The sequence below is a fragment of the Pseudomonas sp. KH_046_1 genome (assembly GCF_057839025.1).
Genome location: NZ_CM174481.1, coordinates 5,386,273 through 5,410,579, shown reverse-complemented (window position 1 = coordinate 5,410,579; position 24,307 = coordinate 5,386,273). Strand labels below are relative to the sequence as shown.

Below are 24,307 nucleotides of genomic sequence, written 5' to 3'. Positions count from 1 at the left end.
TTCGTTCTTTAAAAATTTGGGTATGTGATAGAAAGATAGACTGAACGTTACTTTCACTGGTAACGGATCAGGCTAAGGTAAAATTTGTGAGTTGCTCTTAGGAGCTCAATCGAATTTTCGGCGAATGTCGTCTTCATAGTATAACCAGATTGCTTGGGGTTATATGGTCAAGTGAAGAAGCGCATACGGTGGATGCCTTGGCAGTCAGAGGCGATGAAAGACGTGGTAGCCTGCGAAAAGCTTCGGGGAGTCGGCAAACAGACTTTGATCCGGAGATGTCTGAATGGGGGAACCCAGCCATCATAAGATGGTTATCTTGTACTGAATACATAGGTGCAAGAGGCGAACCAGGGGAACTGAAACATCTAAGTACCCTGAGGAAAAGAAATCAACCGAGATTCCCTTAGTAGTGGCGAGCGAACGGGGACTAGCCCTTAAGTGGCTTTGAGATTAGCGGAACGCTCTGGAAAGTGCGGCCATAGTGGGTGATAGCCCTGTACGCGAAAATCTCTTGGTCATGAAATCGAGTAGGACGGAGCACGAGAAACTTTGTCTGAATATGGGGGGACCATCCTCCAAGGCTAAATACTACTGACTGACCGATAGTGAACTAGTACCGTGAGGGAAAGGCGAAAAGAACCCCGGAGAGGGGAGTGAAATAGATCCTGAAACCGTATGCGTACAAGCAGTGGGAGCCCACTTTGTTGGGTGACTGCGTACCTTTTGTATAATGGGTCAGCGACTTATTTTCAGTGGCGAGCTTAACCGAATAGGGGAGGCGTAGCGAAAGCGAGTCTTAATAGGGCGTCTAGTCGCTGGGAATAGACCCGAAACCGGGCGATCTATCCATGGGCAGGTTGAAGGTTAGGTAACACTGACTGGAGGACCGAACCGACTACCGTTGAAAAGTTAGCGGATGACCTGTGGATCGGAGTGAAAGGCTAATCAAGCTCGGAGATAGCTGGTTCTCCTCGAAAGCTATTTAGGTAGCGCCTCATGTATCACTGTAGGGGGTAGAGCACTGTTTCGGCTAGGGGGTCATCCCGACTTACCAAACCGATGCAAACTCCGAATACCTACAAGTGCCGAGCATGGGAGACACACGGCGGGTGCTAACGTCCGTCGTGAAAAGGGAAACAACCCAGACCGTCAGCTAAGGTCCCAAAGTTATGGTTAAGTGGGAAACGATGTGGGAAGGCTTAGACAGCTAGGAGGTTGGCTTAGAAGCAGCCACCCTTTAAAGAAAGCGTAATAGCTCACTAGTCGAGTCGGCCTGCGCGGAAGATGTAACGGGGCTCAAACCATACACCGAAGCTACGGGTATCACCTTCGGGTGATGCGGTAGAGGAGCGTTCTGTAAGCCTGTGAAGGTGAGTTGAGAAGCTTGCTGGAGGTATCAGAAGTGCGAATGCTGACATGAGTAACGACAATGGGTGTGAAAAACACCCACGCCGAAAGACCAAGGTTTCCTGCGCAACGTTAATCGACGCAGGGTTAGTCGGTCCCTAAGGCGAGGCTGAAAAGCGTAGTCGATGGAAAACAGGTTAATATTCCTGTACTTCTGGTTATTGCGATGGAGGGACGGAGAAGGCTAGGCCAGCTTGGCGTTGGTTGTCCAAGTTTAAGGTGGTAGGCTGGAATCTTAGGTAAATCCGGGATTCCAAGGCCGAGAGCTGATGACGAGTGTTCTTTTAGAACACGAAGTGGTTGATGCCATGCTTCCAAGAAAAGCTTCTAAGCTTCAGGTAACCAGGAACCGTACCCCAAACCGACACAGGTGGTTGGGTAGAGAATACCAAGGCGCTTGAGAGAACTCGGGTGAAGGAACTAGGCAAAATGGCACCGTAACTTCGGGAGAAGGTGCGCCGGTGAGGGTGAAGGACTTGCTCCGTAAGCCCACGCCGGTCGAAGATACCAGGCCGCTGCGACTGTTTATTAAAAACACAGCACTCTGCAAACACGAAAGTGGACGTATAGGGTGTGACGCCTGCCCGGTGCCGGAAGGTTAATTGATGGGGTTAGCTAACGCGAAGCTCTTGATCGAAGCCCCGGTAAACGGCGGCCGTAACTATAACGGTCCTAAGGTAGCGAAATTCCTTGTCGGGTAAGTTCCGACCTGCACGAATGGCGTAACGATGGCGGCGCTGTCTCCACCCGAGACTCAGTGAAATTGAAATCGCTGTGAAGATGCAGTGTATCCGCGGCTAGACGGAAAGACCCCGTGAACCTTTACTATAGCTTTGCACTGGACTTTGAATTTGCTTGTGTAGGATAGGTGGGAGGCTTTGAAGCGTGGACGCCAGTTCGCGTGGAGCCAACCTTGAAATACCACCCTGGCAACTTTGAGGTTCTAACTCAGGTCCGTTATCCGGATCGAGGACAGTGTATGGTGGGTAGTTTGACTGGGGCGGTCTCCTCCTAAAGAGTAACGGAGGAGTACGAAGGTGCGCTCAGACCGGTCGGAAATCGGTCGTAGAGTATAAAGGCAAAAGCGCGCTTGACTGCGAGACAGACACGTCGAGCAGGTACGAAAGTAGGTCTTAGTGATCCGGTGGTTCTGTATGGAAGGGCCATCGCTCAACGGATAAAAGGTACTCCGGGGATAACAGGCTGATACCGCCCAAGAGTTCATATCGACGGCGGTGTTTGGCACCTCGATGTCGGCTCATCACATCCTGGGGCTGAAGCCGGTCCCAAGGGTATGGCTGTTCGCCATTTAAAGTGGTACGCGAGCTGGGTTTAGAACGTCGTGAGACAGTTCGGTCCCTATCTGCCGTGGACGTTTGAGATTTGAGAGGGGCTGCTCCTAGTACGAGAGGACCGGAGTGGACGAACCTCTGGTGTTCCGGTTGTCACGCCAGTGGCATTGCCGGGTAGCTATGTTCGGAAAAGATAACCGCTGAAAGCATCTAAGCGGGAAACTTGCCTCAAGATGAGATCTCACTGGGACCTTGAGTCCCCTGAAGGGCCGTCGAAGACTACGACGTTGATAGGTTGGGTGTGTAAGCGCTGTGAGGCGTTGAGCTAACCAATACTAATTGCCCGTGAGGCTTGACCATATAACACCCAAGCAATTTGCGTCGAAAGGCCAGATTGCGGTGTGTGAAGACGAAAGAACCGAAAGTTCGAAGCTTACAAAACACCGAAAGCTGTCACATACCCAATTTGCTGAAGCGCGGCCAACTGGTCACGACTCAGTACCCGAATTTCTTGACGACCATAGAGCGTTGGAACCACCTGATCCCATCCCGAACTCAGCAGTGAAACGATGCATCGCCGATGGTAGTGTGGGGTTTCCCCATGTGAGAGTAGGTCATCGTCAAGATTAAATTCCGAAACCCCAATTGCGAAAGCAGTTGGGGTTTTGTTTTTGTCCGCAGGAAAAGCACGATCAATCAAGCACAAATTGACGCAGTTATTTTTGTCCCGGGACACTAGAATAGGTCCAACTTTTTCAGAGTCAGAGCGCTTATGCCGGATTCGGTTGACGCCAAAGAGCTGTCAGAATTACCACTAGAAAATCTGGTTGCCTGTCATGAGTGCGACTTGCTCATGCGTAAACCAGAACTCGCCCATGGCGAAAAAGCCCTCTGCCCGCGCTGTGGCTACGAGCTTTATGCCAATCGGTACAACGTCGTACAGCGCAGTCTCGCCCTGGTCATCGCCGCCTTGTTGTTGTTTATTCCGGCGAACTTTTTACCCATCATGCAGCTCAATCTACTCGGGCAATCTTCGCAAGACACTGTCTGGAGCGGTGTTGTCGCTCTTTTTGACACAGGCATGCAAAGTGTTTCAGTGGTGGTGTTCCTGTGCAGCATAGGAATTCCGTTACTCAAGCTGCTGTGCCAACTAGCCGTATTGTTGAGTATCCGTTTTGATGTCGGACGCAGCTACGGCTTGTTGCTCTATCGCATTTATCACCATATACGCGAATGGGGGATGCTCGAGGTTTACTTCATGGGCGTACTGGTGGCGATCGTAAAACTGGCAGATATGGCAACCATCACCGTAGGCGTTGGCTTGGTGTGCTTCATTGGTTTGTTGCTGATCCAAGTCTGGCTGGAGGTCGTAATGTCGCCCCACCAGATCTGGCAAGCGTTATCAGGAGAGGATGCCCATGCGGGCGATTGATGCAGGCATTCTGATTTGCAAGGAATGTCATGAATTGAACAGGCAGGAAGCTGATACCGATGAGCAAGTCTGTACACGCTGCGGAGCGCTGGTGCATGCCCGCAGCCCGAATAGCCTGGTGCGCACCTGGGCATTGCTGATTACCGCCGCCATTCTTTACATACCGGCCAATTTGTTGCCAATCATGACCGTGAACTCTTTGGGCAAAGGTGCGCCCAGCACGATCATGGCGGGTGTCATCGAGTTGGTGCACTACGGCATGTTTCCCATTGCGGCCGTTGTGTTTATCGCCAGTATCCTGGTGCCCACCTTCAAGCTGGTGGGCATTGGTTTATTGCTGTTTTCCGTGCAGCGTCGTCAGCCCCTTTCGGCTCGCCAGCGTATCTGGATGTACCGTTTCATTGAATTCATCGGCCGCTGGTCGATGCTCGATATCTTTGTGATCGCCATCCTCGTGGCGGTCGTGAATTTTGGGCGGCTTGCCAGCATCGAAGCCAATCCTGGCGCCATCGCTTTCGCCACGGTGGTGATTCTGACGATGCTTGCCGCGGTAACTTTTGATCCCCGACTGATTTGGGATAACACGGAGTCGGACGACGACCATGACTGATTTGCCTGTAGCGAAAACCCGACCGGCGTCGAACTGGTCTGCCATTTGGGTGTTGCCCCTGATCGCCTTGATCATCGGCGGTTGGCTCGGCTGGCGTGCCTATAACGAGACCGGTATCCAGATTCAGGTGCGTTTTGAGAGCGGCGAGGGCATTCAGGCCAACAAGACCGAAGTTGTCTATAAAGGCATGTCGGTCGGCAAGGTCAAAAGCCTCAAGCTCGATGACGAGGGCAGTTCCAAAGGCGTGATCGCCAGCATCGAAATGAACAAGGACGTAGAGCCATACCTGCGAACCAGCACGCGTTTCTGGCTGGTCAAGCCGAGCGTGACGCTGGCAGGGATTACCGGTCTTGAGACGCTGGTTTCAGGTAACTATGTCGCCATCAGCCCGGGGGAAGGCGAGCCCGTGCGCAAGTTCAAGGCGCTGGCCGAGGAACCGCCGCTCTCCGATGCCCAACCCGGTCTGCACTTGACCATCAAGGCTGATCGCCTGGGCTCGCTGAACCGTGGTAGTCCGGTGTTCTACAAACAGATCAAAGTAGGCCAGATCAAAAGCTATGTGTTGTCCGAGGACCAGAACACTGTCGAACTCAAGGTCTTCATTGAGCCGACTTACGCCAAACTGGTGCGCAAACACACACGTTTCTGGAACGCCAGCGGCATCAGCATCGACGCCAATCTGTCGGGTGTGAAAGTTCGCAGTGAATCCCTGGCCAGCATCGTCGCCGGCGGCATTGCCTTCGCCACCCCGGAAAACCGCAAGGACAGCCCGCCTACCGACCCAAGCCTGCCGTTCAGACTCTATGAAGACTTCGATGCAGCGGCGGCGGGTATCCGGGTCAAGGTCAAGCTCAGCGACTTCGAAGGCTTGCAGGCCGGTCGCACGCCGGTGATGTACAAAGGCATTCAAGTCGGCAATCTCAAGGCGCTGAAGGTCGATCCTGACCTGTCCGGGGCCACCGCCGAATTGACGATGGACCCATTGGCCGAGGATTACCTGGTCGAAGGCACCCAATTCTGGGTGGTCAAACCGTCGATTTCCCTGGCGGGGATTACCGGCCTCGAGGCGTTGGTCAAAGGCAACTACATCGCTGTGCGGCCTGGCGACAAGGGTTCGGCACCTCAACGGGAGTTTGTGGCACGGGCCAAGGCACCGCCGCTGGATCTGCGTGCACCGGGCCTGCACCTGGTGTTGTTCACGGAAAATCTCGGCTCGCTGGAAGTCGGCAGCCCGGTTCTCTACAAGCAGGTTAAAGTCGGCTCCGTACAGAGCTATCAGTTCTCACGCACCAAGAAACAACTGATCATTGGTGTGCACATCGAGAAGGAATACGAAGGCCTGGTCAACGCCTCGACGCGCTTCTGGAACGCCAGTGGCATCACCCTCACAGGCGGGCTGACCGGCGGGGTCCAGGTTAAAAGCGAGTCGTTGCAGAGCTTGATGGCCGGCGGCATTGCCTTCGAGACCCCGCAAGACAAAGCCCCGTTGCAGAAGCGTATTCCGCGCTTCCGCCTGTTCGCGAACCATGAAGACGCCACGCAGAAAGGCGAAGTCATCACGCTCAGGCTCGATCGCGCTGATGGCCTGCGTACCGGCACTCCGATTCGTTTCAAGGGGCTGGATGTCGGCAAGGTGGAGGATGTTGATCTCAGCGAGGACCTGCAATCGGTGCTGCTGACCGTGCGGATTACCGAAGTGCCGGAGCGCATCGCCCGGGTTGGCAGTCAGTTCTGGGTGGTCAAGCCTGAACTGGGCTTGATCAAAACGTCCAACCTCGAAACCCTGGTGACCGGGCAATACATCGAGGTGCAACCGGCGCCTAAGAACCTGGGACCGCAGAAGAACTTTGTCGCTTTGGCCGCAGCTCCCGAAACTGCCAAGCAGGAAGCGGGTTTGAGTCTGGTGCTGAGCGCAGCCCGTCGTGGTTCGCTGAAGGCCGGCGTACCAGTGACCTATCGCGAAATCACCGTGGGCAAGGTAACGGGTTATGAGCTGGGCGAGACCGCTGATCGCGTCCTGATCCATATCCTGATCGAACCGAAGTACGCGCCACTGGTACGCAGCGGTACACGGTTCTGGAACACCAGCGGTTTCGACTTCGATGTCGGTCTGTTCAAAGGTGCAACGGTGCGCACAGAATCCCTGGAGACGATGATTCAGGGCGGTGTGGCCTTTGCCACGCCGGATGGCGAGCGCATGGGCAGCCCGGCGCGACCGGAGCAGACGTTTGCGCTGTTCGACAAGTTTGAAGAGGAATGGCTGGGGTGGGCGCCGAAGATTTCCATCGGCAAGTAGCCAATTGGAGGCAGTGCTGTCCCCATCGCGAGCAGGCTCGCTCCCACATTAGATCGGTGTTGAACACAATCCAGTGTGGGAGCGAGCCTGCTCGCGAAGAGGCCTTCAAACGCACTGAAAGGCCAAAAACGGGTTGATAAAAAAGGCCGCGATCCATTGGATCGCGGCCTTTTTATTACCTTCGATTCAAGCCTCAGACCGCATCCAGCTCCGGTTCATCCGCTTCTTCGTTGACCGTCGTCTTCACCTGATCGTGACGACGGATGTACTTCCAGTCCGCCTCATCGATGTAGATGCCGGCCGGGCCGCTGCCGCCTTCCAGGTCGATGGCGACACTGGCGCAGACCTGCGGCTTCACGCTCGCCAGGATCGGCACGAAGCCCAGCTGCAGGCTGGTTTCCAGCAAGGCGGCCTGGTTTTTCTCATCGATGTCCGCCGCCTCATCGAGGTAGTACGGCAGACGCACGCGACCGGCCTGGTCACGGTCCATCAAGTGCAGCAACAAGTACATGTTGGTCAGCGCCTTGATGGTCATGGTGGTGCCGTTGGAAGCGGCGCCATCGATGTCGGTGTGGATCACCGGTTGACCGTTGACCTTGGTGATCTCGAACGCCAGTTCGAACAAGTCCTTGAGGCCGAGCTGGTTGTGGTTGGCCGCCACCAGCCGTGCCAGGTATTCCTTGGCCTCTTCGTTCTTGTTGTCCTGCTCGGCGCTTTGGCTCAGGTCGAAGACCGACAGGGTTTCGCCTTCTTCGTACTGACCGGCGCTGTGGATGATCTGGTCGATGTGCTTGAGCGCTTCCTTGTTCGGGGCGAGCACGATGCGGAAGCTTTGCAGGTTGGAGACCTGACGTTTGTTGATCTCGCGGTTGAACAGTGCCAGTTGGTGTTCGAGGCTGTCGTAGTCGCTGCGGATGTTGCGCAGGGTCCGGGCGATGTCCGTTACGGCCGCACGGCGAGCCTTGCCCAGGGTCAGGGCTTCGTCGGTGCGGTGCGCATAGGCGTTGATCAGCAGTTGCAGGCGACGCTCCATATCGTCTTCGCTGTCGAACTTGGCCACGCCCTTGAGGCGCACCTGAGCGTACAGCGCTTCGATCTGGCCGTCGGCCCGCAGCAGGCCTTGCCAACTGTCCTGGTAGTCGTTGAGCAGCGGCAGCAGGTTGTCCATGGAGTCGTCGATCGGGTCCATGAACGGTGTGCCGAACGGCAGGTCCGCCGGCAACAGCTGGCGACGGCGCAGGGCGTCGTCGAGTGTGCGTTGTTTGGCTTCCATGTCGCCGATCTGGCGGCCGACCAGTTGCAGCTTGGCCGACAGTTGCTGGACGCGCTCGGTGAAGGCGTCGCTGGAACGCTTCAATTCGTCCTGAGCGGCTTCCATCTGCGCCAATTGTTCCAGCTTGTCGCCTTCCTCGGCGCTCAGGGTTTGCGCGCGACGGAAGTCTTCCAGGGCTTTTTGTGCGTCCAGCACTTGCTGGTACAGCGCTTCGGTCTGGGTCTTGCTCGCGGCGCGGTCGGCGGCCACGGCCTGCTGGGTCTTGAGTTGCTTGAGTTCTTTGTCCAGGCGTTCCTTCTGGTCGCGCAATGCTGCGCGGTCAGCCAGGGCCTGCAATGCCGGCGGTTCGATGTGGGAGATGTCGATGGACAGGCCCGGCACTTCGAAGCGTTCGCCTTTGAAGCCGTCGAGGATCAGCTCCACGGATTTCACCCAGTCGCCGTTTTCGTCGAGGGTGATGCCGTGTTCGCCTAGCGGCAGGCTGAACAGCGCGCTGTTGAACAGGCGCATCAGGCGTTCGACGTCTTGCTGCGAGAACTCTTCGCGCAGGCGGGCATAGCTGTTGTTGTCGGCGTGATCGAGTTGCTGCTTGACCGACTTCAGGCGTTTTTCCAGGTCGCGCAGACGTTCGTCGAGATCTTCGGCGCTGAACTGGCGGGACTGTGCCAGCGCACCGGCCAGTTCGTCGTGGGCGTCCTTGGCCGCCAGCAGTTGTTGCTCCAGCACCTTGACGTCATCGATCAGGGCAAAGCGATGCTTGAGCACCGACAATTCGCCGAGCCAGCGCTGGATGCCAGTGATTTCCCGCTCCAGACGCATCAGTTCCTGGGTACCGCCGCGCTGGTCGTTTTGCAGGGCGTCCTGCTCGTTGCGGTAGTGTTCGGCCTGAATGGTCAGCTCTTCCTTGCGCGCACTGGCGTAGTCCGACCAGGTACCCAGCAGGGAGTCGAGTAGCGGAGAGATCCGGTGCAGCTTGCCGCGCAGGATGTCGCGTTGCTTCACGCCGTTCGCCAGCGCCTCGACCAGCGGGCCGGCGGCGACCAGCGAGTTGTAGTCCTGCTCCATGCGACGTACATCGCGGAACGCTTCTTCGCACGCGGCGATGTAGTCGACGCTACCGGAGCGCAGGCTGTGCTCGAAGGCATCGAGGAACAGCTGCTTGAGCTTGGCCGCAGTGATTTCGCGCATGTGCAGCAGGTTGATGAACAGTGCGCGGAAGGTCTTCAGGCTCTGCTCGCTGGTGGAGCGCAATGGAATCAGCGTCAGGTCCAGCGGGATCGAGGTGTGACCGCCGACCAGCAAGCGGCGCAGTTCATCCGGCTTGAGTTCGTAGGCTTTCAGGCCTTCGCGCTCAAGGTTGGTGAACAGCTCTTTCTGGCGCAGGCAGGTGTCGTTTTTCTGGTAGTGGGCCAGGTCCAGCTTGCCGGCATAGGCAAAGAACTGGTGACCGAAACCGCCGCCCGGGCCGCGGCCGACCACACCGATCACGTGGGGGCCGTGGGGCAGGTTCACTTCGACCAGGATGTAGCTGGTGTCCGAGGCGAAGTAGAAGCGCCGGGATTGCTCCAGGCTGTACTTGCCGAAGCTCATGTCCGACATGCGCGCCAGGATCGGGAACTGCAAGGCGTTGATCGAGGCGGATTTACCGAGGTTGTTCGCGCCGTAGACCGACAGCGGCTCTTCCAGCGGGAACAGGCCGAGGCTGTAGCCGGCGGTGTTCAAAAGGGCAAAGCGGCGGATGCCGTAACGTTCCTTGCTCATGCGTCGAGCTCCTGTTCTTCGGCAATGGCGCGGGCCAGGGCGTCTTCTTCGCTTTCGTCTGCAAATTCCGCGAGGTCGAGCGGGTCGTCGGTCTGCAGCAGTTTTTCGTCACTGTCTTCGTCGATCAGCACCGGCACCGGCAACGGCAGGACGCTGTGCAGGCTGGCGGCCAGATCGCGGTCCTGCTGCACCGACAGGCAGACATCGAGGAAGCGGTGCATCGGCGGCAGGAAACGGTAGACGCCGTTTTCTTCGCTGGCGAAACCGAGCTGGGTCATGCGGCGCATGATTTTTTCTTCGAGCTCGTCCTGGGTCTGCACCTCGGCCTGGATGAACAGGTCGCGGTACTTTTCCAGCAACGACGGAAGCTCATCGCGACCGAGGCTGCCGCCGTCGAGCACGGAGATCGGGTCGCGGCCCTGGTCGGCCAGGTGCTCGACGAGGATGAAGGTGAACAGCGCCAGACGCTGGGCGGTCTTGTTCACCGCGGCCGCCGCGAGGTCCGGCACGAAGTAGTAGAAGCCGCGGGTGTCGCAGACCAGTTCAAAGCCCAGGGCCTTGAACAGCGTGCGGTATTGGTCCTGAAAGTTCGACAACTGTGCGTACAGCTCCGGATCGCGGCGGCTGACGTGGTAACCCTTGAACAGCTCGCGAAAGATCGGTGCCAGATGGGACAGTTCGGATAGATCAAGATGCATAAGAAGTGCTCGCAGAATCCTCGGCGGCGGTGTCGCTGACCGAGAGCAGGGCGAAGGAGCGCAGGCTGACCTGATGCTCGTGAGTATGGTATTGGCGACGTTCCAGACGCTCGCGCTTGAAGCGTTTTTCCCGCGACAGACGAGAGAACCAGTACAGCAATTCGTCGGTGGCGCCGTCCGGTTCCTGCTCCAGCAACCAGGTCATCAGGTCCGGCATCGGCAGGGCGTCTTCGCAGCGTTCGAGCATTTCCCGAACGGTGCGTGGCGCCCGTGGCGCTTCGCCTTTCTGGGTCTTGTGCGCCTTGGGGAAGCGCGCCGGTTTCGGCTCGAAACGCGCTAGGGCATAAACGTAGGCTTCGACCTGACTGGCACTGCCGAGGAAGGTACTCTGCGGGCGAGTGAACATCGGCATCGCCGCTTGTGGCACGGCGTCGATGCCCTTGCGACGGATCATCGACAAGGCCAGCGCCGCGCCACGGGTCACGGCATTGTGCCGGCGCGCTTCTTCACGCAGCGGCAGCAGCAGCTCGCGGGCGTGACGCAGGGTCAGCTGGGCGCTGGTCTGCATTTCGAGGATGCGTGCGTGGGTGCGCAGCAGCATGTCGTCGTCGACCAGGTGGCCGAGGCGCTGCTGTTCGCTGAGCATCTTCAGCAGCACGGTTTCGACCTTGCGCACGCCTTGTTCGAAGGCACCATCGGCGTTCACCAGATCAATCATCGGCTCGACGTATTCGTCCCAGGTCGCCAGCACTTCAGCATAACGCTGGCGCAATGGAATCTGCCGATCGCTGGTTTTCGCCCGCTCGGCGACGGCCACCAGCGCCTGTTCGTCGTTATCGAGTTTTTTCAGTACATCGCGAACCCGCATGTCGAGCAGGCGCAACTGGCGCGCCAGGTCATTGCCGTCGCGGATATCGAACGCGTCCTGGATATAACCGGCCAAACGCTCGAGGTGGCGCAGGTAGGCTTCGATTTCCAAACACAGGCCAAGGCGGTGTTCGCGGCGCAGGTAGGCGAGGAAGTCGTGAATCTGCGCATTGAGCTCGAAACGGTTTGGGCTTTTGGCCACGGGAACCAGGATGTCGAGGCGAATCCACACGTCCAGCAGGCTGGTGATGTCCTGCGGCGTACTGTCGAGTTGCTGGGCGGCCAGTTGCGTGCGCAGTTCGTTCAGGCTCAGTGTGCCTTGGTCGAAGTGCTCGCACAGTGGCTCCAGAAGTGCCCAGTGTTCAGCGAGGGCGCGCAAGACGCGCTTGGGTTCGATCATCGTAATGGCCGGCTGGTTGGCGATTAAAAGCCGCGATTGTACTGCATCGGGGGCAATGCGATTCAATCTCGGGACGGGCTGTCGCCTTCTTTTCGGTAAAGTGCATCGATCAACTGCGGGCGATCTTTAGCGAACGGCGGTAGAATCAGCGCACTTTAGTTATCCACAAGTGGCCGACCTTTGCTTATCGAGTCCCGTCGTCGCGCTTATCTGGCCGCCATGCAGGTGGTCAACTGGCTGCCGCGCACCGAATTGCCCTTTGCCGCGCCGTCGCGGCCCGAGCTGCTGGAGATCCCCGAGCCGGTTGTGGTCGCGCCTGTCGTGCCCGCTGTTGTGGCTCAGACGCCCGTGGCGCCTGTCGCCAAGCCGGCCGAGCGGGCGAAGATCGAGGTGCCGCGACCATCGCTGACCAGCACCCGCACCGGGGCCAAACCGGTGGAGGAGGCCGAAGAGGCCCCGGTCGTGGTCAAGGCGCCGATCGTGCCGCCGCCGCGTTTTGCCCTGCAATTGCTGCGGGCCGGGCGTTGCCTGCTGCTGGTGGAGTTACCCACAGGCGAATCCTTCCAGACGCGCGATCCTGCCTACCTGCTGCTCAAGGACATGCTGCGTGCCGCCGGTCTGCCGGACAGCCCGCAGATCGTCGGTGAGCCGGTGCGTTGGCCACTGCTGGTGCGTGGCACGATGGATCAGGGCCCGGAAGCGGCCCGCGACTTCGTGCAAGGTTTTCTCTCGGTACGCATGGAAGAAACGCCCTGCGCCTGCTTGTGGCTGATCGGCCTGCCCGCGGTGCGTTTTGCCGGCGAAGCAGATGCCGAGGCGTTCAATCGCGAGTTGCAGATCGAAGGCCTGGGCTCGGCCTGGGCGGTACCGGGCCTGGAATTATTAATGGAAGAGCCACAGCGTAAGGCTGATGTCTGGCAAGCCATGCGTCGGCTGATGGCGCGCTGGAAAGAATCGAATGAGTGACGCTGTATCGTTTCGCCCGATGACCGAGGCGGACCTGGAAACTGTACTGAAAATCGAATACGCGGCCTACAGCCATCCCTGGACCCGCGGGATTTTCCTCGATGGCCTGGGCAAGTATCAGATCTGGCTGATGTTCGAAGGTCAGCAACAGGTCGGCCACGGTGTGGTGCAGATCATCCTCGACGAGGCGCACCTGCTGAACATTACGGTCAAGCCGGAAAACCAGGGCCGTGGCCTGGGGCTGACATTGCTTGAGCACTTGATGTCGATTGCCTACAAGGCTGACGCCCGGGAGTGCTTCCTGGAAGTGCGCGACAGCAATACCGCGGCGTTCAAGCTGTATGAGCGTTATGGTTTCAACGAAATCGGCCGACGTCGGGATTACTACCCGGCGGTGGGCGGGCGCGAAGATGCGGTGGTCATGGCCTGCACTTTGGTGGATTGAGCCTCAAAAGCTTCGCGAGCAGGCTCGCTCCCACAGAGATTTGTGTCGTACATAAAACCTGTGGGAGCGGGCTTGCTCGCGAAGGCGGCTGAACAGGCACTAAAAAATTATCGCTTGCCGTCCATCGGATCGCGTCGCGCCAGTTCCGCCTCATCCAGGCCATTGCCACCGCCAATATCGTCCTCATCGACGATGCTCAGGTCCCAATCCGCGCGCTTATCATCGCCCGCCTCATGGGCATCCCGGGCGCCGTCTTCACGGATCAGGGTTTCCGGGCTCAGGTCGTCGTCGGTAGGTTGATGGTCACTGGTCGAGGCACCAGTCAGGCCCGCTTCACGTCCGCGGCGACGAGGCATCAGTTGCTCGCGCTTCTCGTCCGTCAATTCGTCACCGATTCTGGCGCCGGGCTCTTCTTCATCGAAATCCAGCTCACGCACCGAGCCCATGCGGTCTTCGTTGTCATCAACGGGTTCCGGTTGCACCGCATCGTACGGACGTCGTGAATCATTCATGGCAATTCCTCATACTGTAGGCCTTACTACGGTTGACCCTCGTGGCGATCGAGAATTCCACCGGCATGGAGCCCCGTGTGTTCCGGATCAGGAGAGCATCTGCATTTCGCGCGTGACCCCGACGGACGGTTGTCAGTCAAAGCTGCGCATCATTCTTGAGGCTTCAAAGCATGAACGAATTACAAGATCTGATTGATAACAACGAGCGTTGGGCCGCTGCGATCAAGGAGGAAGATCCTGACTTCTTCGCCAAGCTGGCTCGCCAACAGACCCCTGAGTTCCTGTGGATCGGATGTTCCGACGCCCGGGTGCCGGCCAACGAGATCGTTGGCATGCTGCCAGGCGATCTGTTCGTACACCGTAATGTGGCCAACGTCGTGCTGCACACCGACCTCAACTGCCTGTCGGTGATTCAGTACGCGGTCGATGTACTCAAGGTCAAACACATTCTCGTCACCGGCCATTATGGCTGCGGCGGTGTGCGTGCTTCGATGCAGGATCGCCAGTTCGGCCTGATCGACGGCTGGCTGCGTTCGATTCGCGATCTCTATTATGAAAAACGCGAAGAACTGGCCAAATACGCCACTGAAGAGGAGCGCGTCGACCGTCTCTGCGAACTCAACGTGATCCAGCAGGTGGCCAACGTCGGGCACACCAGCATTGTGCAAAACGCCTGGCACCGTGGGCAGAGCCTGTCGGTCCACGGCTGCATCTACGGCATCAAGGATGGCCGCTGGAAGAGCCTGAACGCGACCATCAGCGGTTTCGAGCAACTGCCGCCGCAGTACCGCCTGCGTCCGTTCGAACCCCTGTAAAGCCCTTCAGCACGGACTTTGCCGACGCCACTGTTGCAAAAACAGCTGGCCGTCGGCGTTCGGCTCTTCATCGTAGCCGGTGATCCAGCCACGGCACTCGTATGAGCCGCACTGGCAGGCGAACTGGCGTTGCAGTTTGTCTTCGGTCGCGGCGAAGTCCATGGTCAGCCAGTCACCCTTGCTGATGTCCTTCAGCGCCCATAACCACAACTCGCTCAAGTCGAGGAAGACATTGGGGTCGCAGGAGTGTCGCAACAGTCCGCAGAAGCGCGGGTCGTAGACGTGCACACCCGGGGCGAGCTGGCGGGTATGCCGGCAGCGATAGGGCAGCAAGTGCCCCGACGCCCGACAGAGACGAGTGATTCGCGGGAATTCGCGCCGTGCGGCAATAGCCGTGGCTTCGCCCTTGGCGTTTTCAATGATTTCGAAGTCGGCCAGGGAAGGAAATCCCAGGCGAACGGGCAGCTCCGAAAAGGGGTAAACACCTTGCGGCGGTTGTGGGCGTTTTCCTTGAGGGGCGTGAGCTTTCATAACGATCCCTGTCTGCTGGGTGCTGCGACTTCCTTGCGCTGACGTTCCTGTCAGCGCTGCGGCACATGGGTTCAGCCCAAGCCTCTCGCAGATACTACGGGCGGTCTACTGTCATAAGTGACAGATGGGCAGCCGTTCATCGGGTTACAACGGCGGAGCAGGTTTTGCCGTGGCTGGCGCTGGGGTCTTGAGTTGTTTGAGCTGGGACACGATCGAAGCTGTCGCGCATTTACCCGCGGCCTGTTGGGGCGACAGGTGGCGGATCGAGGTGTAGAACAGCTCGCAGGTTTTTTCTTTGCGGGCCACTTGCCAGGTTTGCCTGCAGGTATTGAGCTCAACGTCTGGATTGCTGTCCGGTTGACGGCCCATGGCGGCCTGCCAGCACGCGGCACTCAAATCCTGGCCCATGACTTTCAGGCCTGCCGCATCGGCCTTGGCCTGGGCGTCACTGCCGGTGTAGCTTGCCGGATCGGCGGCATACCATATGTAGCTCGGGTGGTTTGAGCCCAATACGGGGACTTTCACGCCGTTGTCCGGGTTGATCTGGGTCAGGCCCAACACGTTCACCGTCGGCCCGTATTGCTCTTTGATCCAGTTACGCACCGGTGTGCCGAAGGCGACCATCGGCAGTGCTGCGCCGCTGGCATTCAGGCTGACTTCCTTGACCATGGTGGTCTGGTAATCCTTGAAGTAGCCGTAGACGCCTTCGAGGTCCTTGCCCGCGTTGGAAGGCGCGGCAATCGGGGCGATGTCGATGATCGTCTGGTAGCCCGGCGTCTGCTCGGCCGGGATGCCGTTGGCGGTCAGCAGCGTGGCCCAGCGATCCGTGGTGGCGGACCTCAGGTAATCCTGAGCCTGGGTCAGCGAATAATCTGGCGGGAAGTGCAGCAGTTCGACGCTTTTGCGATTTTCCAGGGCCATACCCAGCGGCAGGAACAGATACCAGCTGTACGCCCACTTGCCATCGGCATTCAGTTTGCTGGCGCCGTCATAGGCCAGGTCACCGGCGTCGAGCAGCGCGGCCAGGGGCTTTTCATAGCCGTTGGGTACGCCGCTGATTTCGGCATATAGCTGATTGTTATCGGTCTTGATCAGAACCTTCGCCCCACTGTAGCCATCACGCTGCACGCTTTGGGTCAGGTAATGCTCGACGGTTTGCTCAAGCGTCCAGTTGCGAAAGCAGATCACGTTACAGTTGTTGGGGTAGGCGAAGAGGCGGGTAACGCGTTCGGTAGTGCCCAGCTTCAGGTTGACATCGGCGTGGGCGGTGGTGCTCAGGGTGAGGGCTGCGAGAGTGAGTGCCGCGAGTTTGAACATGCTCAGATCCTTTTCAGCGTATTAAGACCAGCAGTTACTGAAACAGACAGGGCGGAACAAAAAGGGCCGATATCAATACCGGCCCTTTTTTATGGTTACGGCATTACCGGCGGCGTATACGCCAGCGTCGTCCCCAGTGCCCATAACAACACTAGCACCAGTGGCGTGTGTACCAGCAACTGCACGAACGAGAAACCGATCAGGTCCCGCGCCTTCAACCCCAGCACGCCCAGCAACGGCAGCATGTAGAACGGGTTGATCAGGTTCGGTAAGGCTTCGGAGGCGTTGTAGATCTGTACGGCCCAACCCAGGTGATAGTTCAGGTCGTTGGCCACCTGCATCACGTATGGCGCTTCGATGATCCACTTGCCGCCGCCGGATGGAATGAAGAAACCGAGGATCGCCGAGTACACGCCCATCAGCAGGGCATAGGTGTCGTGGGAAGCAATGCTGACGAAAAAGGTCGAGATGTGGTGCGCCAGGGACTGTGCATCGGCGCCCTTGACCGTGGTCATCAGCGCAGCGATCGAGCCATACAGCGGGAACTGGATCAACACACCGGTGGTGGTCGGTACCGCACGGGCCACGGCGTCCAGAAAACTACGCGGACGCCAGTGCAGCAGGGCACCTAGCATGATGAACAGGAAGTTGTAGGTGTTCAGCCCGGAAATCGCACTGATGGCCGGTTTGGTCGAGAACTCGTGAAACAGCCATCCGGCTGCCAGCAACACCAGCAGAATCGTCAGCAGCGGGCTGTGTTCCAGCCATTCGCCAGGGCGGGTGCGTGGTTGCAGCGGTGGCAGGTTGAAACTCGGATCGACGCCGCACGCCTTGGCGTCACGCGCCGAGTTCGGGCCCGGGGCGGTGGCGTAGGCAATGATCAGCGAGATCACGATCAAGGCCAGCAACATGGCACCGGACTGCCAGAGGAAAATCGTCTGCGTGAATGGAATCACTCCGGTGATCGACAGAATCGACGGCGGCAGGCTCGCCGGGTTGGCCTGCAATTGTGCTGCGGACGACGACAGGCCCAGGGCCCACACCGCTCCAAGCCCCAGATAGGCGGCAGCACCAGCGGCACGGTAATCCATTTTCAGATCGGTGCGACGGGCCAGGGCGCGCACCAGCAGTCCGCCGAACACCAGGGACAGGCCCCAGTTCAGCAACGAGGCGACCATCGAGATCAGCGCGACCCAGGCCACGGCGGAGCGGCCGTTTTTCGGGAGCATTGCCAGTCGGTCGATCAGCTTGACCGCTGGCGGCGAACTGGCGACTACATAACCGCCGATCACCACGAAGGCCATCTGCATGGTGAAGGGAATCAGGCTCCAGAAGCCGTCACCGAACGCCATCGCGGCATCGGTGGGCTTGGCACCCATCGCCATGGTGGCCAGGGCTACGATAATCACCGCCAGGGCAGCAAACACCCAGGAGTCGGGAAACCAGCGTTCGGCAAAACTTGAGCAGCGCAGGGCAAAGCGGGCGGAGCGGCTATCTTCGATATCAGCGGCCACGGGGGTACCTCGGATTTTTATGTTTGTTTTGGTCTTCGGGGCAGTAACCGCCCGTCTGGACAGACGCCAACATTAATTCAAGCCGAGGATTTTTGCGGGGCTGTTTCGTGGCTATGGGACTTTGGTCTAACGGGTTGTCCGCCAGTGCATTTGCGTAGACCATGGGCGACTTGGTTTTTGCCTGTGCCAGAGTTCTTTTCATGACTGCCAACACCGATTCGCGCCCGACGCCGTTCAACCGCTCGGACTACAAGACCCTGGGGCTCGCCGCGCTCGGCGGGGCGCTGGAAATCTACGACTTCATCATCTTCGTGTTTTTCGCCCTGACCCTCAGCCAGTTGTTCTTCCCGCCGGAAATGCCCGAGTGGCTGCGCCTGCTGCAAAGTTTCGGGATTTTCGCCACCGGTTACCTGGCGCGACCGCTGGGCGGCATCCTGATGGCGCACTTCGCCGACCGTCTGGGGCGCAAGAAAGTCTTCAGCCTGAGCATCCTGATGATGGCGTTGCCCTGCCTGCTGATCGGGATCATGCCGACCTACGCGCAAATCGGCTATTTAGCACCCTTGCTGCTGTTGGCCCTGCGCATCCTCCAGGGCGCGGCGGTGGGCGGTGAGGTGCCCAGTGCCTGGGTATTCGTCGCCGAGCACGCGCCCATCGCCCATCGCGGCTATGCCTTGGGCTTCTTGCAGGCGGGGCTGACCTTCGGTTATTTGATCGGCGCATTGACCGCCACCTTCCTGGCGCAGGCATTCACACCAACGGAAATCCTCGATTACGCCTGGCGTTACCCCTTCCTGCTGGGTGGCGTGTTTGGCGTGATTGGCGTCTGGCTGCGTCGCTGGCTCAGCGAAACCCCGGTGTTCATGGCCATGCAGGCGCAACGCGAGGCGGCCGGCGAACTGCCGCTGCGCACGGTCTTGCGCGAGCATCGGCTGGCCATTTTGCCGGCGATGATTCTCACCTGTGTGCTGACCTCGGCGGTGGTGGTGTTCGTGGTCATCACCCCGACCATGATGCAGAAAACCTTTGGCATGACCGCCAGCCATACCTTTGCCTTGAGCGCACTGGGCATCGTGTTCTTGAACATCGGCTGCGTGCTCGCCGGGCTGTTGGTCGACCGCATCGACGCCTGGCGCACGGTGATGCTCTATAGCCTGCTGCTGCCGCTGGGCATCGGCGTGCTGTATGCCTGCCTGATCATGGGCGGCGACTGGATCGGCCTGGCCTACGCCGTGGCAGGGCTGTCCTGCGGGGTGGTCGGCGCGGTGCCATCGGTGATGGTCAGCCTGTTCCCGGCGCGGATTCGCGTCTCGGGCATTTCGTTCACCTACAACATTGCCTACGCCGCGTGGGCGAGTGTCACACCGCTGTTCTTGATCGGCCTGATGCCGTGGAGTCCATGGATCTGCGTGATGTTCAGTGCGGTGATGGGCGCGGTGGGCGTGGGCAGTGCGGCGTACTTTGGTGCACGGATGCCGAGAATCGCAGGCTGTTCTGCGGCTGGCGCGCATTGATTGCGTGCGTCGTAACTATTTTTACAGGACAAGCCTGAAACACGCTTAAGTAAATGTTTCCAAGGCCGATGGTTAGGCTGCATATCGCTTTCTACCCCTGTCCATCGGTGCTTTCCCATGTTCAATAAACGCTTGAAGCAGGAGCTGTCGGCTCTTCGTGAAGAACTCTCCAGCCTCCAGCAAGTGAAGGAAAGCCTGGAAAGCGAGATGCTGGTACTGACCCTCGAAAGCGATGGACGGGTTCAGTCGGTCAATCAGAACTTCCTTGGCGAAATGCATTACAAGAGTGGCGACCTGATTGGCCGACACATCGACGAACTGGTTCCGGATCACGTGAAATCCGATGAATTCCAGCTGCGTTTCAAGAGCGCGCTGACCCGTGGCGAGCACTTCGCCGGTGCAGTGCGCCTGTTGCGCGGTACCGGCCAGGAAGCGTGGTTGCGATCAATCCTGCAACCGGTGCGCTCGGCGGATGGGCGGATCAGGCATTTTTCGATTTTCTCCAGCGACCTGACCCGCACCATCGAGGCCTCCCGCGAACACGAGAACCTGATCGGCGCACTGGTGCGCTCCACGGCGGTGATCGAATTCGACCTGAATGGCAATGTGCTGGCCGCCAACGACCGTTTCCTCAGCGGCATGGGTTACAGCCTGGCGCAGATCAAAGGCAAACATCACCGCACCTTCTGCCTGCCGGAGGAGTACAACAGTGCCGAGTACCAGGACTTCTGGCGTCGCCTGAACGCGGGCGAATACGTGTCCAACCGTTTTAAACGAGTCGACAGCCATGGTCGTACGGTCTGGCTGGAGGCGTCCTACAACCCGGTGGCCGATGCCAACAACAAGCTCTACAAGGTGGTGAAATTCGCCACGGTGATTACCGATCAGGTCAATCAGGAACATGCCGTCGCCGAGGCCGCCAACATCGCCTACAGCACCTCGCAGCAAACCGACCAAAGCGCCCAGCGCGGTAACGCCGTGGTGACCCAGGCCGTGGACGTGATGCGCGACCTGGCCAGGCATATGCAAACCGCCGGCGATGGCATTGAAGCCCTGAACGAGCAGTCGCTGGTGATCGGTAGCATTGTCAAAACCATCAGCGGCATTGCCGAACAGACCAACCTGCTGGCGCTCAACGCGGCCATCGAAGCGGCGCGAGCGGGCGAGCAGGGGCGGGGGTTCGCCGTGGTGGCGGATGAGGTCCGGCAACTGGCTTCGCGCACCAGCCAGGCCACCGACGAAATCGTCCTCGTGGTGCGGCAGAACCAGGACATGGCGCGCAACGCCGTGGCCCTGATGACCGACGGCAGGCTTCAGGCCGAGCAGGGCCTGGCGCTGGCGGCGGAAGCGGGTACGGTGATTGTCGAGATCCAGGACGGCGCGCAGAAAGTGGTCAATGCGGTGGGGCAGTTTGCCAATCAACTCACTAACTGACCTGCGATCAGCTCTTGGTGGGAGCAAGCCCGCTCCCACAGGGTTACGTGGGCGCTACAATCGGCTCTTTTCCCCAGGAGCAGACTTCAATGAGCGTTTCTCACCGCCGTCCGGTTCCCTTGTCCAAGGCCTATCGTCTGCTCAATCATGGCCCGACCGTGCTGGTCAGCGCAGCCCACGGTGGCCAGCGCAATATCATGGCGGCAGCCTGGGCCATGCCGCTGGATTTCGAACCCCCGAAAATTGCCGTGGTGCTGGACAAGTCCACTTGGACTCGCCAGTTGCTGGAAGCCTCGGGCACCTTTGTGTTGAACGTACCCTGCGCCGCCCAGGCCGACATTGTGCAAACCGTCGGTTCGACCTCCGGCCTGGAATTGACCCGGGGTCAGGGGCGCGACAAGTTTGAAACCTACGACTTGCAGACGTTCACCGGCCAGTCGGTTGATGCGCCGATGCTCGAAGGCTGCGTGGCCTGGCTGGAATGTCGCCTGTTGCCGGAGCCGAACAATCACCAGCGGTACGATCTGTTCCTCGCCGAAGTGATTGCCGCCCAGGCTGACGAACGTGTGTTCAGCGAAGGTCGTTGGCACTTCGAAGGGCAAGATGCCTTGCGCACCTTGCACCACGTGGCGGGGGGGCACTTCCTGACCATTGGCGAGCCGGTGGATGGCAAGACCTTGTAGGCTTGAGCCGGTCAGCGCTCATATCCACACATCATTCTCGGCCGTGCGTTCGCCACCCTCACTGCCGGTGTTGAGCACGCCCTTGGGTTCGATCAGCAGGAGTTTTACCTCCTGCTCGGCACTGGGCTTGTGCTCGACGCCTTTGGGCACTACATACATTTCCCCAGCGTTCACCAGCACGTGGCCATCGCGAAAATCGATGCGCAGCCGGCCTTCGAGCACGATGAAGGTTTCGTCGGTATCGAGGTGGTCGTGCCAGATAAAGTCCCCCAGCAGCTTCACCACCTTGAACTGGTAGTCGTTCATTTCGGCGATGACCCGGGGCGACCAGTGGGAATCGATCCGGCTGATTTTTTCAGCGAAGTTCAGGCTTTCGTAAGCGTTCATGTAACAGCTCTCGCGGTGGTTGATGAACCCACAATAGCCAGCGACTCAACGCGCTTCTTGTACGATTGTGCGTGGCTCAACGGCGCTGCATGTTCATCCAGCGGGCCGGTGACAGGCCGTAGGTTTTGCTGAATTGCCGGGTCATGTGGCTCTGGTCGGTGAAGCCTGCGATCAGCGCGGCGCTGACCAGGCTCTGACCCTGGATCAGCAGCGCACGGACCATGTCCAGGCGGCGCATGGTCAGGTAGCGGTAGGGGCTGGTGCCGAACAGCAGGCGAAAATCCCGGGACAGGCTCCAGCGATCCCGACCACTGTGCTGCGCCAGCTCATCCAGGGTCACGGTGCGATCCAGGGCGCCGTGGATGTATTCCCGCGCACGCTGTGCGGCCACGTAATCGAAACTCGAGCGTTTGCCCGGCGCACCGGAAACCATGCTCATGGCTTGCGCCAGATCGAACAGCGCGTCCTGTTCTTCCAGTGGATCGAGCGGGCAATCCAGGCTGCGCAGCAACGCGCCCGTGGCGGCGAACAGGCGGGGATCGTTCGATAGCCCGGTTTTGATGAACGGCAGCGCTTGCCCGCCGAGCATCTGCTGGATCAGCGCCGGTTCGATGTACATCATCCGGTACTGGAAACCGGACTCGGTCCCGGCCTCGCCATCGTGGGCTTCGTCCGGGTGCAGCACGATCGTTGCGCCCGGCAGGCTGTGACGCCAGCCGCCGCGATACTGAAAGCTCTGCACCCCGGCCAGGGTGTGGCCAATGGCATAGGTGTCGTGGCGGTGAAGGTCGTAGCCATGACCGGCAAAAAACGCCTCGAAACGCTGCAGCCCGCCGACATCGGGCGCGCGAAGGAACCAGTCATTGCGAGGCGGACGCTTGGTCATGGTGATGATCGTCTTGAGCTTGATGCGCAACACGGTAACCCAGCCAACGGTTCCCTGTCTTCTGATCGGAAGGCGGCTTGTCCGCTAGAAAACCAAGGGCAAATACTGCACTGTGGGGCGCATTCGCTACAGGTTGTTTTTTATTTGTCAGGATGAGGCCAGGTCATGAGCAAGTTGCGCGTGGGGATCATTTTCGGGGGCCGTTCGGCCGAGCATGAGGTGTCGTTGCAGTCGGCGAAAAACATCGTCGATGCGCTGGATCGCTCACACTTCGAACCGGTGCTGATCGGCATCGACAAACAAGGCCACTGGCACCTCAACGACCCTTCGAACTTTTTGCTGAACCAGGAAAACCCGGCGCTGATCGCCCTCAATCAGTCCAATCGCGAACTGGCCGTGGTGCCGGGCAAAGCCAGTCAACAACTGGTGGAAACCTCCAGTCAGGAAATGCTCGGTCACGTCGATGTAATCTTCCCGATTGTCCACGGCACCCTGGGTGAAGACGGTTGCCTGCAAGGCTTGCTGCGCATGGCCGATCTGCCGTTTGTCGGCTCCGATGTGCTCGGCTCGGCCGTGTGCATGGACAAGGACATCAGCAAGCGCCTGCTGCGCGATGCCGGCCTGGCCGTGACGCCGTTCGTGACATTGACCCGCGCCACGGCGGCGCGCACCGGGTTTGCCGAGGTGCGGGGCAAGTTGGGTTTGCCACTGTTCGTCAAGCCGGCGAATCAGGGCTCTTCCGTGGGTGTGAGTAAGGTCACCGACGAGGCTGAGTACAGTGCTGCGGTGGAGCTGGCCTTGAGTTTCGATACCAAGGTGTTGATCGAATCTGCCGTCAGCGGCCGCGAGATTGAATGCGCGGTGCTTGGCAATGAAGACGCCATCGCCAGTGGCTGTGGCGAGATCGTGGTGCGCAGCGGGTTCTATTCCTACGACAGCAAATACATCGACGACACGGCTGCTGAAGTGGTGGTGCCGGCCAATATCAGCGTCGAGGCCAGCGAGCGCATTCGCGCCCTGGCCGTCGAAGCGTTCCAGGTACTGGGCTGCTCCGGCCTGGCCCGCGTCGATGTATTCCTGACCGACAGCGACGAAGTGCTGATCAACGAAATCAACTCGCTGCCCGGCTTCACCCGAATCAGCATGTACCCGAAACTGTGGCAGGCCACCGGCATGACCTACAGCGAACTGGTGACGCGACTGATCGAGCTGGCGCTGGAAAAACACCAGGTTCGGCAGGGGTTGAAGATCAGTCGATAAGTGCGCT

19 protein-coding genes, 2 rRNA genes and 1 pseudogene are annotated in these 24,307 nt (G+C 59.1%); 13 read left to right on the top strand and 9 right to left on the bottom strand.

Annotation, left to right across the window (positions count from 1 at the left end; all coding sequences use genetic code 11):
• Positions 1-165: 165 nt before the first annotated feature.
• The 5 genes from AC3IT9_RS24745 (at position 166) to AC3IT9_RS24725 (ending at position 7,037) form a co-directional block, all read left to right on the top strand.
• Positions 166-3,059, top strand: a 23S ribosomal RNA gene (locus tag AC3IT9_RS24745).
• 150 nt (positions 3,060-3,209) lie between these two features.
• Positions 3,210-3,325 (top strand): 5S ribosomal RNA (gene rrf, locus AC3IT9_RS24740).
• 146 nt (positions 3,326-3,471) lie between these two features.
• Complete coding sequence (locus AC3IT9_RS24735; protein WP_150728042.1) at positions 3,472-4,131, top strand: paraquat-inducible protein A; 660 nt, start codon at positions 3,472-3,474, stop codon at positions 4,129-4,131.
• Entirely contained in the window at positions 4,118-4,741 is a 624-nt protein-coding gene (locus tag AC3IT9_RS24730; protein WP_150728041.1) for a paraquat-inducible protein A, read from the top strand. Before AC3IT9_RS24735 ends, AC3IT9_RS24730 begins: the two co-directional genes overlap by 14 nt.
• Complete coding sequence (locus AC3IT9_RS24725; RefSeq protein ID WP_423505702.1) at positions 4,734-7,037, top strand: PqiB family protein; 2,304 nt, start codon at positions 4,734-4,736, stop codon at positions 7,035-7,037. The genes AC3IT9_RS24730 and AC3IT9_RS24725 overlap by 8 nt, the downstream gene beginning before the upstream one ends.
• A 193-nt stretch (positions 7,038-7,230) precedes the next feature.
• On the opposite strand, the gene mksF is transcribed toward AC3IT9_RS24725, so the two are convergent.
• Genes mksF through mksB form a run of 3 tightly spaced genes read right to left on the bottom strand, consistent with a single transcriptional unit; the run spans position 7,231 to position 12,036 of the window.
• Positions 7,231-10,071, bottom strand: coding sequence for an Mks condensin complex protein MksF (gene mksF, locus AC3IT9_RS24720; RefSeq protein WP_150756395.1), 2,841 nt, complete (start codon positions 10,069-10,071; stop codon positions 7,231-7,233).
• Positions 10,068-10,769: an Mks condensin complex protein MksE gene (gene mksE / locus AC3IT9_RS24715; RefSeq protein WP_489271232.1), complete on the bottom strand. Its 702-nt coding sequence runs from the start codon at positions 10,767-10,769 to the stop codon at positions 10,068-10,070. Before mksE ends, mksF begins: the two co-directional genes overlap by 4 nt.
• A complete protein-coding gene (gene mksB / locus AC3IT9_RS24710) occupies positions 10,759-12,036 on the bottom strand; it encodes an Mks condensin complex protein MksB (protein WP_191633672.1) in 1,278 nt (425 codons plus the stop codon). The genes mksE and mksB overlap by 11 nt, the downstream gene beginning before the upstream one ends.
• A gap of 219 nt (positions 12,037-12,255) precedes the next feature.
• Here mksB and AC3IT9_RS24705 point away from each other — a divergent pair, with 219 nt between their 5' ends.
• Positions 12,256-13,002: an energy transducer TonB gene (locus AC3IT9_RS24705; protein WP_150759036.1), complete on the top strand. Its 747-nt coding sequence runs from the start codon at positions 12,256-12,258 to the stop codon at positions 13,000-13,002.
• Complete coding sequence (rimI, locus tag AC3IT9_RS24700; RefSeq protein WP_007978046.1) at positions 12,995-13,447, top strand: ribosomal protein S18-alanine N-acetyltransferase; 453 nt, start codon at positions 12,995-12,997, stop codon at positions 13,445-13,447. Before AC3IT9_RS24705 ends, rimI begins: the two co-directional genes overlap by 8 nt.
• Before the next feature lie 107 nt (positions 13,448-13,554).
• On the opposite strand, the gene AC3IT9_RS24695 is transcribed toward rimI, so the two are convergent.
• The gene (locus tag AC3IT9_RS24695; RefSeq protein ID WP_150728036.1) at positions 13,555-13,959 is read right to left on the bottom strand and encodes a serine kinase/phosphatase; all 405 of its coding nucleotides are present in this window, start codon (positions 13,957-13,959) and stop codon (positions 13,555-13,557) included.
• A 170-nt stretch (positions 13,960-14,129) separates the two neighbouring features.
• Between AC3IT9_RS24695 and can the strand changes: the two genes are divergently transcribed.
• Positions 14,130-14,774 (top strand): carbonate dehydratase, encoded by a 645-nt coding sequence (gene can, locus AC3IT9_RS24690; RefSeq protein ID WP_150728035.1) that lies wholly within the window; start codon positions 14,130-14,132, stop codon positions 14,772-14,774.
• Between the two features lie 6 nt (positions 14,775-14,780).
• Here can and AC3IT9_RS24685 read toward each other — a convergent pair whose 3' ends face one another.
• From AC3IT9_RS24685 to AC3IT9_RS24675, 3 genes are all read right to left on the bottom strand, one after another.
• Positions 14,781-15,305: an SET domain-containing protein gene (locus tag AC3IT9_RS24685; RefSeq protein ID WP_489271230.1), complete on the bottom strand. Its 525-nt coding sequence runs from the start codon at positions 15,303-15,305 to the stop codon at positions 14,781-14,783.
• Between the two features lie 144 nt (positions 15,306-15,449).
• On the bottom strand, positions 15,450-16,622 hold the full coding sequence (locus AC3IT9_RS24680; RefSeq protein ID WP_489271229.1) for a hypothetical protein: 1,173 nt from the start codon (positions 16,620-16,622) through the stop codon (positions 15,450-15,452).
• Between the two features lie 95 nt (positions 16,623-16,717).
• Positions 16,718-18,136: a short-chain fatty acid transporter gene (locus tag AC3IT9_RS24675; protein ID WP_489271228.1), complete on the bottom strand. Its 1,419-nt coding sequence runs from the start codon at positions 18,134-18,136 to the stop codon at positions 16,718-16,720.
• A 200-nt stretch (positions 18,137-18,336) separates the two neighbouring features.
• Between AC3IT9_RS24675 and AC3IT9_RS24670 the strand changes: the two genes are divergently transcribed.
• From AC3IT9_RS24670 to AC3IT9_RS24655, 4 genes and pseudogenes are all read left to right on the top strand, one after another.
• Entirely contained in the window at positions 18,337-19,650 is a 1,314-nt protein-coding gene (locus AC3IT9_RS24670) for an MFS transporter (protein ID WP_489271227.1), read from the top strand.
• A gap of 117 nt (positions 19,651-19,767) precedes the next feature.
• Positions 19,768-20,493, top strand: a pseudogene (locus AC3IT9_RS24665) (PAS domain-containing protein); the annotation flags it as partial.
• Positions 20,476-21,084 carry a methyl-accepting chemotaxis protein gene (locus AC3IT9_RS24660; protein WP_423502321.1) on the top strand — a complete coding sequence of 203 codons (609 nt, stop codon included), beginning with the start codon at positions 20,476-20,478 and terminating at the stop codon, positions 21,082-21,084. The pseudogene AC3IT9_RS24665 and the gene AC3IT9_RS24660, both read left to right, overlap by 18 nt.
• A gap of 89 nt (positions 21,085-21,173) precedes the next feature.
• A complete protein-coding gene (locus tag AC3IT9_RS24655) occupies positions 21,174-21,767 on the top strand; it encodes a flavin reductase family protein (RefSeq protein WP_489271226.1) in 594 nt (197 codons plus the stop codon).
• 18 nt (positions 21,768-21,785) lie between these two features.
• Here the strand turns inward: AC3IT9_RS24655 and AC3IT9_RS24650 are convergent, their stop codons facing one another.
• On the bottom strand, positions 21,786-22,154 hold the full coding sequence (locus tag AC3IT9_RS24650) for a cupin domain-containing protein (protein WP_150728024.1): 369 nt from the start codon (positions 22,152-22,154) through the stop codon (positions 21,786-21,788).
• Positions 22,155-22,230: 76 nt separating this feature from the next.
• Positions 22,231-23,040: an AraC family transcriptional regulator gene (locus AC3IT9_RS24645; protein WP_489273539.1), complete on the bottom strand. Its 810-nt coding sequence runs from the start codon at positions 23,038-23,040 to the stop codon at positions 22,231-22,233.
• Positions 23,041-23,205: 165 nt separating this feature from the next.
• Here AC3IT9_RS24645 and ddlA point away from each other — a divergent pair, with 165 nt between their 5' ends.
• Positions 23,206-24,300, top strand: a complete 1,095-nt coding sequence (gene ddlA / locus AC3IT9_RS24640; protein ID WP_489271225.1) for a D-alanine--D-alanine ligase — start codon at positions 23,206-23,208, stop codon at positions 24,298-24,300.
• The last annotated feature ends 7 nt before the right edge of the window (positions 24,301-24,307 follow it).